9 protein-coding genes are annotated in these 12,403 nt (G+C 73.0%); 2 read left to right on the top strand and 7 right to left on the bottom strand.

The window, feature by feature from the left end; all coding sequences use genetic code 11:
* Positions 1-39 precede the first annotated feature (39 nt).
* Positions 40-1,341 (bottom strand): cytochrome P450, encoded by a 1,302-nt coding sequence (locus ABZ693_RS19235; RefSeq protein ID WP_359878446.1) that lies wholly within the window; start codon positions 1,339-1,341, stop codon positions 40-42.
* A gap of 201 nt (positions 1,342-1,542) precedes the next feature.
* Here ABZ693_RS19235 and ABZ693_RS19230 point away from each other — a divergent pair, with 201 nt between their 5' ends.
* Together ABZ693_RS19230 and ABZ693_RS19225 are read left to right on the top strand one after the other, a co-directional pair.
* Positions 1,543-2,682: a type III polyketide synthase gene (locus ABZ693_RS19230; RefSeq protein ID WP_359878443.1), complete on the top strand. Its 1,140-nt coding sequence runs from the start codon at positions 1,543-1,545 to the stop codon at positions 2,680-2,682.
* A 42-nt stretch (positions 2,683-2,724) separates the two neighbouring features.
* Entirely contained in the window at positions 2,725-3,945 is a 1,221-nt protein-coding gene (locus ABZ693_RS19225; RefSeq protein ID WP_359878441.1) for a hypothetical protein, read from the top strand.
* Positions 3,946-3,947: 2 nt separating this feature from the next.
* Here the strand turns inward: ABZ693_RS19225 and ABZ693_RS19220 are convergent, their stop codons facing one another.
* The 6 genes from ABZ693_RS19220 to ABZ693_RS19195 all read right to left on the bottom strand — a co-directional run.
* Positions 3,948-4,964 (bottom strand): oligopeptide/dipeptide ABC transporter ATP-binding protein, encoded by a 1,017-nt coding sequence (locus tag ABZ693_RS19220; RefSeq protein ID WP_359878440.1) that lies wholly within the window; start codon positions 4,962-4,964, stop codon positions 3,948-3,950.
* A complete protein-coding gene (locus ABZ693_RS19215) occupies positions 4,961-5,935 on the bottom strand; it encodes an ABC transporter ATP-binding protein (protein ID WP_359878437.1) in 975 nt (324 codons plus the stop codon). Before ABZ693_RS19215 ends, ABZ693_RS19220 begins: the two co-directional genes overlap by 4 nt.
* Complete coding sequence (locus ABZ693_RS19210; protein ID WP_359878434.1) at positions 5,932-6,852, bottom strand: ABC transporter permease; 921 nt, start codon at positions 6,850-6,852, stop codon at positions 5,932-5,934. Before ABZ693_RS19210 ends, ABZ693_RS19215 begins: the two co-directional genes overlap by 4 nt.
* Positions 6,849-7,991, bottom strand: a complete 1,143-nt coding sequence (locus tag ABZ693_RS19205) for an ABC transporter permease (RefSeq protein WP_435842470.1) — start codon at positions 7,989-7,991, stop codon at positions 6,849-6,851. The genes ABZ693_RS19210 and ABZ693_RS19205 overlap by 4 nt, the downstream gene beginning before the upstream one ends.
* 3 nt (positions 7,992-7,994) lie before the next feature.
* The gene (locus ABZ693_RS19200; RefSeq protein ID WP_359878597.1) at positions 7,995-9,854 is read right to left on the bottom strand and encodes an ABC transporter substrate-binding protein; all 1,860 of its coding nucleotides are present in this window, start codon (positions 9,852-9,854) and stop codon (positions 7,995-7,997) included.
* A 206-nt stretch (positions 9,855-10,060) separates the two neighbouring features.
* A partial coding sequence (locus ABZ693_RS19195) for a MinD/ParA family ATP-binding protein (RefSeq protein ID WP_359878432.1) occupies positions 10,061-12,403 on the bottom strand: 2,343 nt, incomplete at its 5' end.

Here is a 12,403-nt window from a genome sequence, read left to right as displayed (position 1 = left end):
CCGGGTGACGTACGGCACGTGACGTTCACGAGGTGACGTTCACCAGGTGACGTACAGCTCCTTCGGGCCTCTGATCAGGCCCTTGGACTGGAACGGCACGTCCTCGGGCCGGCCCGCCAGGCGCAGCTCCGGGTAGCGGGTGAGCAGGGTCGACAGCATCACCTCGGACTCCATCCGGGTCAGCATCGCGCCCATGCAGTGGTGCGGCCCGTGCCCGAAGGCCATGTGCGCGATGTCCGCGCGGTCGAAGTCGACGGTGTGCGGGTCGGTGTAGACGGCCGGGTCGCGGTTGGCGGCCAGGTAGGACGCGTACACCGCCTCCCCGGCGCGGATGGTCACCCCGCCGATCTCCACGTCCTCCAGGGCGATCCGCGGCAGGCCCACGCCGTTGCGGTGCGGGATCCAGCGCAGCAGCTCGTCGACGGCTCGGGGGAGGAGACCGGGCTCGGCGCGCAGCCGGTCGGCCAGATCCGGCCGGGTCAGCAGGAGATAGACCATGTTGGCGCTGTTGTTGCGGACCGCGTGCGTGCCGCTGATGAGGATCGCCATCGCCAGGGACACGGCCTCGTCGCCGTCGATCCGGCCCTCGGCGAGCGATTCGGCGAGCACCCCGCCCAGGTCGTCGGCGGGCTCGGCGCGGCGCTGCTCCAGGAGATCCGTGATGTAGCGGTGGATGTGCGCCTTCGCGGCCTCGCTGCTTTCCGGGCCGGGCCCGGAGGACAGGATGAGGTCCGGCCAGGAGGCCAGCTCCGCCCGGTCCTCCTCCGGGACGCCGAGCAGATCGCACACCACCGACAGCGGCAGCGGCCCGTGAAGACGGGTCATCAGATCGGCGGGGCGGCCGGCCGCCTCCATCGCGTCGAGCAGCCGGTCGCAGGTCGCCTGGGCGAGCGGCCGCAGCCGCTTGGTGGACTGCCCGGTGAACGCCTTGGTCACCGCCTTGCGCAGCTGCGTGTGGTACGGCGGGTCGGCGTAGTTCAGGGCTGCCTTCGAGGCCACCCGGTGGCCGGTCATCCCGGTCACCGCCCGGTCGAGGAGGGCCGTCCGGCTGAAGCGGGGGTCGGACGTCACGGCCCGGACGTCCTCGTACCGGGTGACCAGCCACGCCTCGTGGTCCGCGGCGAACGGGAGGCTGATCCGGGCGATCGGCTCGTCGTGGAGCAGTTCGGTCATCAGCGGATCGAAGTCGAGGGCGGGCAGATCGTCGACGTCCCAGGTGCGGAGCGCGGGCCGCTTCGAAGAAGCGTCCGGGGACGCGTCCGGGGACGCGTCCGGGGACGTGGACGGGGGAGGGCCGTTGGTCGTCGGATCGGACGGCAGGGCCATGGGGTCGGAGGTCATGAGGAGCGTGTTCCCGGGCCCGCGCGATCGCGACACGCCGAACGCCGACAGCACCCCCGTTCGGAGTACGCACACATTTTCGAGGACGCGGGCGGCCTCACCCAGGGTGACCGGCGGCGACCCGCTCGCGGTTGCGAGTTCGCGGTGACCGGGTGAATGTGAAGCACAGTTCAACGCGAACGAGACAAAGGAGCGCGCGTCGTGGCGACTCTGTGCAAGCCCGCGGTGTCCGTGCCCGAATACGTGATCACGATGGAGGAGACGCTCGACCTCGCCCGCTCACGTCACGCCGACCACCCCCAACTGGCCTTGGCGCTCCGGCTGATCGGCAACACCGGAGTCACCCGCCGGCACATCGTGCAGCCCATCGAGGAGACCCTGAAGCACCCCGGCTTCGAGCAGCGCAACGAGCGGTACGAGGCCGAGGCGAAGGCCCGCGTCCCCGCCGTGGTCGACGAGGCCCTCGGGTACGCGGGACTGCGCCCCGCCGACATCGACATGATCGTCTACGTGTCGTGCACGGGCTTCATGATGCCCTCGCTCACCGCCTGGCTCATCAACACCATGGGCTTCCCCGGCCACACCCGGCAGATCCCCATCGCCCAGCTCGGCTGCGCCGCGGGCGGCGCCGCCGTGAACCGCGCGCACGACTTCTGCACCGCCTACCCGGACGCCAACGTCCTCATCGTCGCCTGCGAGTTCTGCTCGCTGTGCTACCAGCCCACCGACCTCGGCGTCGGATCCCTGCTGTCCAACGGCCTGTTCGGCGACGCGGTCGCCGCCGCCGTGGTCCGCGGCCGCGGCGGAACCGGCATCGCCCTGGAGCGCAACAGCGCCTACCTGGTGCCCGACACGGAGGACTGGATCGCCTACAGCGTGCGCGCCACCGGCTTCCACTTCCTCCTGGACAAGCGGGTGCCCGGCACGATGGAGCCGCTCGCGCCCGCGCTCCGCGAACTCGCGGGCGACCACGGCTGGGACGCCGGCGACCTGGACTTCTACATCATCCACGCGGGCGGTCCGCGCATCCTCGACGACCTCAGCCACTTCCTCGAAGTCCCGCCGGAGTCCTTCCGGTTCAGCCGGAGCACCCTCACGGAGTACGGCAACATCGCCAGCGCCGTCGTCCTCGACGCGGTCCGCCGGCTCTTCGACGAGGGCGGGCTGCCGGAAGGCGCCCGCGGCATCATGGCCGGCTTCGGCCCCGGCATCACCGCCGAGATGTGCCTGGGCCGCTGGACGACCGCCGAGCCCGAACACCCCCGCGAGCTGGCCGGCGCCCGCCGGATCGTCGGCTACGCGCCCCGGCATCCCGCCCCGGCCCGGACCGGCGCGGCCTGACCGGCGCCCCACCCCGTTCATCCACGCAGAGGAGAGAACCGCATGTCCGTCACCCCGTCGACCTCCGTCCGCAGGGCCGTCCGCGGCCCCGCAGCCCTGGCCGTGCTGATCGCGGCGGCCGCCTTGCCGGGCGCGCCCGCCGCCCAGGCGGCGGCCCGGGTGCCCGTGCACCAGTGCTGGGTGAACGACGTCCCGGCGCCGCCCGGTGACCAGGTGAACGGCACCCCGGGCGACGACCACATCTTCTGCGACAGCGACCTGGAGAACGTCACCGTCTCCGGCGGCGAGGGCAACGACCTGATCGAGATCAAGGGCCTGGTCATCGACTCGGTCGTGCAGGGCGGCGACGGCGACGACATCATCCGCGCCAAGCACCTGGTGCCGCAGAACGGCTCCAGCATGGTCCGCGGCAACCGCGGCAACGACATCATCACGGTGGCCACCGTGCACGGCAACGGCGCGGAGCACGGCGCGGTCGTGCACGGCGACGACGGCGACGACACCATCACCACCGGTTCGGTCTACGGCGCGCCCGGGCAGTACAACCGCGGCGGCGGGCTCGTCACCGGCAACGACGGCGCGGACCACATCACCACCGGCGTCATCGACTTCTCCGGCCGGGTCCTCGGCGGCAGCGAGAACGACACCATCGAGGCCGCCGGGGTCGGACCGGAGTCGGGCGGGCTGATCCAGGCCGGTCCTGGCGACGACACGATCAGCGGACTGAACGGCGAGATCCTCATCGTGGGCGAGCACTGGGGCACGGTGGACGCCGGCATCGGCAAGGACACCTGTGCCGTGAAGTCGGTCTCCACCCGGACCTCGATCTCCTCCTGCGAGATCCTCAAGGAGGGGTCGGTCGTCGAGCGGCCGCCCGGGAAGCCGCAGAGCCCGGCCCCGATGACGCCGAAGCCGGCCCCGATGACGCCGAAGCCGGCCCCGGCCACGCCGGACACGACGACGCCGAAGCCCGACCCGGCGGCCTCGACGCCGGAGGTGACCGGCCCGGCGGCCTCGACGCCGGAGGTGACCGACCCGACGGCGGCAGACCCGACCGCGCCCCGGCCCGAGGTCCAGCCCGGAGCTCAGCCTGGCGTGCAGCAGGGAGCCCAGCCCGTCGTGCTGCCTGGCGTGCAGCCGGGTGTCCAGCCCGGAGCCCCGTCCGTCGTGCAGCCGGGAGCGCGGCCGGGCGTCCAGCCGGTGAACGCCCGGCCCGCGGGCAAGCCCGCCGTCGAACCCGGTGCGCGGTCCGACGGCTCCTGAGATCAGCCCTGCCGCGCCCAGTGGCAGGCCGCGGCGGACCGCCCGCCGCCACCGAGGACCGGCAGGTCCTCGGTGCGGCAGCGGTCCGCCACCGCGTCCGCCGCGCCCGAGGCCAGCACCTGGCAGCGGACGTGGAAGCGGCAGCCGGACGGGATCCGCGCCGGGTCCGGGGGCTCGCCGGTCAGCACGACCGGCTCGCCCTCGGACTCCGGCAGGACCGACAACAACGCCTGGGTGTACGGGTGTCGGGGGTTCGTGAGGACGGACTCGACCGGCCCGGTCTCCACGATCCGGCCCAGGTACATCACCGCGACCCGGTCCGCGATGTTCCACGCGAGCCCCAGGTCGTGCGTCACCACCAGCGCCGAGAGCCCCAGTTCGTCGCGCAGCCGCAGCAGCAGCGCCAGGATCTCGCCGCGCACCGAGGCGTCCAGCGAGGCCACCGGCTCGTCCGCGACGATGAGTTCGGGCTCCAGGACCAGCGCGCCCGCGATCACCACCCGCTGCCGCTGCCCGCCCGACAGCTCGTGCGGATAGCGCAGGAAGAACCGCTCCGGCGGACGCAGCCCGGCCCGCGACAAGGCCTCCGCGACCGCCGCCCGCTCGTCCCCCGCGTACCCGTGGATCCGCAGCCCCTCGGCCACCGCGTCGTACACCGTGTGCCGCGGGTTCAGCGAACCGCTCGGGTCCTGGAGCACCAGCTGGGCGCGCTTGCGGTACGCCTTGAGCGCCTTGCCCGTGTACGCCAGGGGCGCGCCCGCGAAGCGCACCGTGCCGCCGGTCGGCCGGACGAGGCCGAGCAGCGAGCGGGCCAGCGTCGTCTTGCCGCAGCCGGACTCGCCGACCAGGGCGACGATCTCGCCCGCGCCGACGTCCAGGTCGACACCGTCCACCGCCCGCGCCGGCGGCGCGCCGCGCCGCCCCGGGAACACCACGCGCAGCCCCTCCGCGGACAGCAGGGGCGTCGCCCCGTCGCCGGCCGTCGCCGTGGACCCGTCCGGGGACACCCGCGCGCTCATGCCGTGCTCCCTACGTGTACGCAGGCCGCCCGGCGCCCCGCGCCCGCGCCCCGCAGCTCCTGGTCCTCCTCGGCGCACCGCTCCACCGCCACCGGACAGCGCGGATGGAACGTACAGCCGCCCGGCAGCGCCGCCGGGTCCGGCGGATCGCCCGGCAGCCCGCGCGGGCTCCGCCGCGACGCCGGGTCGCCGATCCGCGGGAACGCCGAGGACAGCGCCCGCCCGTAGGGATGCGCGGCCGACTCGTACACCACCTTCGCCGGACCCTCCTCGACCACCCGCCCCGCGTACATCACGGCCAGCCGGTCGCAGGTGTCGGCGAGCACCGCCAGATCGTGGCTGATCATCAGCAGCCCGATGTCCTGTTCGGCCACCAGGTGCTCGATGAGCCGCAGGATCTGCGCCTGGATCATCACGTCGAGCGCGGTCGTCGGCTCGTCCGCCACGATCAGCCGCGGGTCGCAGGCCAGTGCCATCGCGATCATCACGCGCTGCCGCTGCCCGCCGGACAGCTCGTGCGGATACGCCGCGGCGCGCGCCGCCGGCAGCCCCACGTGTTCGAGCAGTTCGCCGACCCGGGTCCGGGCCGCCGCCGGGGTGGCCCGGCCGTGCACGAGCAGCGGCTCCGCGATCTGGTCGCCGATCCGCCGGACCGCGTTCAGCGAGTGCATCGCGCCCTGGAAGACGATCGACGCCCCCGCCCAGCGCACCGCCCGCAGCCGGCCCCACTTCATGGCCAGCACGTCCTCGCCGTCGAGCAGGATCTCGCCGGTCAGCCGCGCCGAGGCGGGCAGCAGCCGCAGCAGCGCGAGCGCCATCGTCGACTTGCCGCACCCCGACTCGCCCGCGACGCCGAGCTTCCGCCCGGCGGGCAGGGTGAGGTCCACACCGCGTACGGCGGGGACGGCGGCCGCCCCCGACCCGTACGTCACGCTCAGGTTCCGTATCTCAAGCAGCGCGCCCGTACTCAACGCCCCACCCCCAGCTTCGGGTTGAGGACGGACTCGACGGCCCGTCCGCACAGGGTGAACGCGAGCGCGACGAGCGCGATCGCGATGCCGGGCGGGGCCAGGTACCACCAGTGCCCGGACGAGACGGCGCCCGCCTCGCGCGCGTCCTGGAGCATCCCGCCCCAGGAGACGACGGTCGGGTCGCCGAGGCCCAGGAAGGCCAGGGTCGCCTCGGTGAGGATGGCCGAGGAGATGCCGAGCGTGGTCTGGGCGAGCACCAGCGGCAGGACGTTCGGCAGCACGTGCCGGGTCATGACGTGCCCGTCGCCGCCGCCGAGCGCGGTGGCCCGCTCGATGTACGGGCGGGACTCGACCGCGATCGTCTGCGCCCGCACCAGGCGGGCCGTCGTCGGCCAGGTCGTCACCCCGATCGCCAGGATCACCGTCCACACCGACCGGGACATGACGGTGGCGAGCACGATGGCCAGGACGAGGGTCGGCATCACCAGGAACCAGTCGGTGATCCGCATGACGACGGTGGAGAGCCAGCCGCCGTAGTGCCCGGCGACGATGCCCACCAGGGTGCCGATCGCCACCGACAGGACCGCCGCGAGCAGGCCCACGAGCAGCGAGATCCGCGAGCCCCAGACCAGCAGACCGAGCAGCGAGCGGCCGAACTGGTCGGTGCCGAGCAAGAATTCACCGCTCGGCGGTTCCAGGGCGGTGCCGGGCGCGTTCGTCACGGACTGCACGTCGGAGCCGACGATCAGCGGCGCGGCGAGCGCGAGCAGCGCGATCAGGACGAGCCCGGCCAGCCCCCACAGCCCGGCCCGCTGGGTCCGGTACTGCTTCCAGAAGCGGCCGACCGTGTCGCGCCGCCGCTGCCAGGCCAGCGAAGTGCCGGAGGATGTCGGGGAGTTGACGGAGGGAGAAATCATCGGCCCACCCGGGGGTCGAGCAGCGGATAGAGCAGATCGGCGATCAGGTTCATCACGATCATCGCCCCGGCGAAGGCCACGAACAGGCCCTGCACCAACGGAAGATCGGGCACGCTGAGCGCCTGGTAGAACAGCCCGCCCAGGCCCGGCCAGGAGAACACCGTCTCCACCAGGATCGAACCGGCCGCCACATGGCCGAGGTTGATGAAGACCATCGTGACCGTCGGCAGCAGCGCGTTCGGTACGGCGTGCCGGCGGCGCACCATGTCGTCGCGCAGCCCCTTCGCGCGGGCCGTGGTCAGGTAGTCGCCGCCCATCTCGTCGAGCAGCGAGGACCGCATGACGAGCAGCGTCTGCGCGTAGCCGACCGCGACGAGCGTGAGCACCGGCAGCACCATGTGGTGGCCGACGTCGAGCACGTACCCGAAGCCGGTCTCGCCGGTGCCGGACTCCATGCCGCCGGTCGGGAACAGCCCGGGGAGCGGGCCGAGACCGACCGAGAACACGATGATCAGCAGCAGGCCGAGCCAGAACGACGGCACCGACCACAGCGTCAGCGCCACGCCCGTGTTCAGCCGGTCGCCGAGGCTGCCGTGCCGCCACGCGGAGCGGGTGCCCAGCCACAGGCCGAGCGCCGAGTACAGGACCACGGCGGTGCCGGTGAGCAGCAGCGTCGCCGGCACCTTCTGCGCGATCAGCTCGCCGACCGGCGCGTGGAACTGGAAGGACATGCCGAGGTCGCCGGTGAGCGCCTTGCCGCAGTAGTCGGTGAACTGCTGCCACAGCGGCTGGTCGAGCCCGAACTGATGGCGCAGCGTGGCCAGTTGCTCCGGTGTCGTCGCCTTGCCCCGGGTCATCGTCCGGACCGGGTCGCCCGGCAGGATCCGGAACAGGAAGAAGCTGGTGACCAGGACGGCGAGCAGCGAGACGACCGCGCCGGCCAGCTTGCCCGCCGCGTGGCGCGCGTAGGCGAGCGCGGTGCCCGAGGACGCCGTGCCCGAGGACGCCGTGCCCGAGGGCGACGTCGTACCGGAGGGGGCCGTGCCGGAGGGGCCCGTGCCGCCCTCGGCGGCGCGGGCCGGACCACCGGAACCGGTGCCGGCCCGCTCCGCGGGGGCGGGGGTGGATGCGCTGGTCACGGGCTACTCGCGGTCGTCGGCGGTGGTGCGACGGCGCATGCCGAGGGCGATCCCGATGCCGACGACGACCACGACGGCCGCGCCGATCCCGATGATCACGCCGGTGCCCGAAGACTGGTCGCCGCTGTCGTTCGCCGTCTGCGCGGCGGGCACCGCCGACCACCAGCTCCAGTAGCCGTCCTGGCCGAAGAGGTTGCCGGCCGCCTCGGGCATCGTCTTGATGGAGCCGATCTGGTCGGTGCGGTACGCCTCCAGGGCGTTGGGGTACGCGAGGACGTTCATGTACCCGGTGTCGTAGAGCCGCGACTGCATCTCCTTGACGATCCCGGCGCGCGCGGCCGGGTCGTACTCCACGGCCTGCCGCGCGTACAGCTCGTCGAACTTCGGGTCGCAGATGAAGTTGTCGGTCGCGCCGGTGTCCTTGGGCGTCGCGGGCAGCGCGCCGCAGGTGTGGATGGACAGCACGTAGTCCGGGTCGGGGTTGACCGACCAGCCGTCGAAGGCGAGGTCGTACTCGCCCTTCAGCCACGGGTCGGAGACGTTGTCGAGGCAGTCGACCTTCAGCCCGATGCCGAGCTTGCCCCACCACTCCTGGAGGTACTTGGCCGCGGCCTTGTCGTTGGGTTCGGTGGCGTGGCACAGGATGCGGAAGTCGAGCGGCTTGCCGTCCTTGCCGACCCGCTTGCCGTCGCCGTTCTTCTTGTACCCGGCGGCGTCGAGGACCTGCTCCGCCCTGGCCGGGTCGTAGGACAGCTTCCGGTCGCCGGACGGCTTCCAGAAGTACGAGGAGAAGCGCGGCGGGATGTAGCCCTCGCCCTCGACGGCGTGCTTCTGGAAGACGCGCTCCACCAGGGTGGTGCGGTCCACGGCGAGGAACAGCGCCTTGCGCACCTCGGGGTCGAGCAGCGCCGGGTTGCCGTCGCCGAAGGTCTTGCCGTCCTTGGCGCGGGCGCCCGGGTTGGTGGCGAGCGCGTAGAAGCGGCGGCCGGGAGCGTCGTTGACCTTGATGTTCTTCTGCGTCGTGAGCGCGGCGGCCTGGGCGGGCGTCAGGTTCGGGACGAACGACACCTCGCCCTTCTGGAGGGCGGCGACGGCCGCGTCCGTGTCCTTGTAGTACTTGAAGACGAGCTGCTCGAACTTCGGCGCCCCGCGCCAGAACTTCTTGTTCGGCTTCAGCTTGATGTACTGGTCGACCTTGAAGTCCGTGATGATGAACGGCCCGTTGCCGACGATCGGGAACTGCTGGTCGTTGTTGAACTTCGAGAAGTCGCCGACCTTCTCCCATATGTGCTTCGGCACGATCGGCACGTCGAGCGCCGTCATCGTCGCCTGCGGCTTCTTCAGTTCCACGACCAGCGTCTCGGGGTCGGGCGCGGTCACCTTCTTGAAGTTGGCCGTGAAGTTCCCGTTCGCGGTGGCCGCGTTCGGGTCGGTCATCATCTTGTTGAAGGTCCAGGCCGCGTCCTCGGCGGTGGCCTGCTGCCCGTCGGACCACATCGAGTCCTTGCGGATCGTGTACGTCCACGTCAGCTTGTCCGGCGAGGACTTCCACGCGGTCGCCAGGCCCGGGACCGTGTGCGCGTCCTTCACGTCGTAGTTGGTGAGGTATTCGTACGTCAGGCGGTGGATGCTGGTCGACACCAGCTTCTGCGCGAGGAACGGCGAGAGCGAGTCGACGCTCTGCGCGATGGCGACCGTGAGCGTGCTCTCGGCCGCCGAGGCCGACGAGCCGCCGTCCGCCCGCGCCGCCTGCGCGGAACCCGGCGCGACGGCCACGAGGGAGGCGGCGGTGACACCGGCGGCGAGCAGCAGCCGGACCGGTCCGCGGACAGCGGGCGAACGGGGTGGAACCTTCGTGACCATGACCATGGGGCGTGACCTCGCATAGGGAAGCGTGCGTCGGGAGAAGTGCCGTGGATCTTGGGCTGACGATGGATGAAGCGAAGGTGTATCAGCGGTGGTCTGCCGTCGTCAACGATGTCTCAAACCCCGTGTGGTCTGCGGAAACACCCAAAGGCCCCGTACCGGTACGCCGGTACGGGGCCTCATTGGTCTATTCCTGTGACGCCTTACTGATGGGAGGCTGGCGGCGCCTGCGGGGGCTGCTGCCGGGGCCAGCCCTGCGGCGGCTGCTGCTGCCCGTACGGATCCGGGTACGGCTGACCGGGCTGCGGCTGACCGGGCTGAGGCGGGGTCGGGGGCTGCTGCCAGCCCTGCGGCACCGGCGGCTGGCCCGCGGCCTGTGCGCCGTACGGCTGACCGGGCGCCGGCGCGGCCCCGTAGGGCTGACCGGGCTGGGGCGGCGCGCCGTACGGCTGGCCCGGCCCGGGCGGAGCCCCGTACGGCTGCCCCGGCGCGGGCTGCCCCGGCACCGGCTGGCCGGGGGCCGGCTGCTGCGGGTACGGGTAGGGCTGCTGGCCCGGTACGCCGGGGGCGCCCGGCTGCCCCGGCTGCTGCGGGTACGGGTAGCCCTGGCCCGGCATCGGCGGCGCCCCGTGCGGCGGCGCCGCGCTCTGCCCGTCGCCCGTCCACAGGCCCTGCGCCTGCTGCGCCCGTACGAAGTCCTCGGCGACCATCGCCGACAGGTTGAAGTACGCCTCGCGGGTCTTCGGCCGCATCATGTCGAGGTCGACCTCGGCGCCCGCCGCCAGGTGCTCGTCGAACGGCACCACGATCACCCCGCGGCAACGCGTCTGGAAGTGCTGCACGATGTCGTCGACCTTGATCATCTTGCCGGTCTCGCGGACCCCGGAGATGACGGTGATCGAGCGCTGCACCAGCTCCGCGTACCCGTGCGCCGACAGCCAGTCGAGCGTCGTGGAGGCGCTGGAGGCACCGTCGACGGACGGCGTGGAGATGATGATGAGCTGGTCGGCGAGGTCGAGCACGCCGCGCATCGCGCTGTAGAGCAGACCGGTGCCGGAGTCGGTCAGGATGACCGGGTACTGCTTGCCGAGGACCTCGATCGCCCGCCGGTAGTCCTCGTCGTTGAAGGTCGTCGAGACGGCCGGGTCCACGTCGTTGGCGAGGATCTCCAGACCGGACGGCGCCTGCGAGGTGAACCGGCGGATGTCCATGTACGAGTTGAGGTACGGGATCGCCTGCACCAGGTCGCGGATGGTCGCCCCGGTCTCGCGCCGCACCCGGCGGCCGAGCGTGCCGGCGTCCGGGTTGGCGTCGATCGCGAGGATCTTGTCCTGCCGCTCGCTGGCGAGCGTCGCGCCGAGCGCGGTGGTCGTCGTGGTCTTGCCGACGCCGCCCTTGAGCGAGATGACCGCGATGCGGTAGCAGGAGAGCACCGGCGTCCGGATCAGCTCCAGCTTCCGCTGCCGCTCCGCCTCCTCCTTCTTGCCGCCCAGCTTGAAGCGGGACGCGGCGCCGGGGGTGCGGCTCGACTTGGGCTTCTGCTTGGTGTTGCGCAGCAGACGGTCGGAGGACAGCTCGACGGCGGCGGTGTAGCCGAGCGGGGCGCCCGGTACGGAACGTTCCCGCTGGTCGTGCGTCACGGGCATGGGCCACGCGGCGCCGGTGCGCGGATCGACGGGGCCGGGGTCGGCGGGCTGACCGGGCTGCGGCTGGGGCTGGGCCTGCGGGGCGGGCTGTCCGGGCTGAGCGGGCTGAGCGGGCTGTCCGGGGTGCGGGAAGCCGTACCCGGGCTGCGGGGTGGGCTGGGGCGCCTGCGGCACCTGGGCCTGCGGGGGCTGCTGCCCCGGGTGCGCCGGGTGCGGGACCCCGTACCCCTGCTGCGGGGCGGGCTGACCGGGCTGGCCCGGATGCGGGAAGCCGTAACCGGCGGGCGCCGGCTGGGGCGCCTGCGGCACCTGGGCCTGCGGGGGCTGCTGCCCCGGGTGCGCCGGGTGCGGGAACCCGTACCCCTGCTGCTCGGCCGGCTGACCCGGGTGCGGGAAGCCGTAACCCCCCTGCGGGGTCGGCATGTCGTACGGCGACGGTACGGGCCCGGTCGCGGCCGGCATGGGCTGCGCGGGGGAGGCCGCGGCGGGCAGCGGCGCGGCCGGCGGGACGGGCGGGACCGGCTGCTCACCGGACGCGCCCTGCGCGGGCCACTGCGGCGCGGCCTCCGGCGTCGCGGGCTGGAACGACGGCGGCAGCGGCAGCGGCGCCCCGCTCTGCGCCGGTACGGGACCGGGCACGGCCGGCGGCAGCGCGGCGGGCACCGCGTCCTGCGGCTCGGCGGGCGGCGTCACGCCCTCGGCCGGAGCCTCGGGCGCCGCGTCCGCGGCGGGCTCGGCGGCGGGTCCGGCGGTGGGTTCGGTGGCCACGGGCAGATCGGCGGGGGCCGCGGCCTCGGGCCGCTCCGGCTGGGTGCTCTCCGCCGCCTTGCCCTCACCGGCGTCCGTGTGTGCTGCCGGTCGCGCGTCGACGTCGACGTCGACGTCGACGTCGACGTGGAG

The organism is Streptomyces laurentii (genome assembly GCF_040635425.1).
Lineage (GTDB): Bacteria > Actinomycetota > Actinomycetes > Streptomycetales > Streptomycetaceae > Streptomyces > Streptomyces laurentii.
Note: the sequence above shows the minus strand (reverse complement) of the source record. Positions and strands in the feature narration are given on the sequence as shown.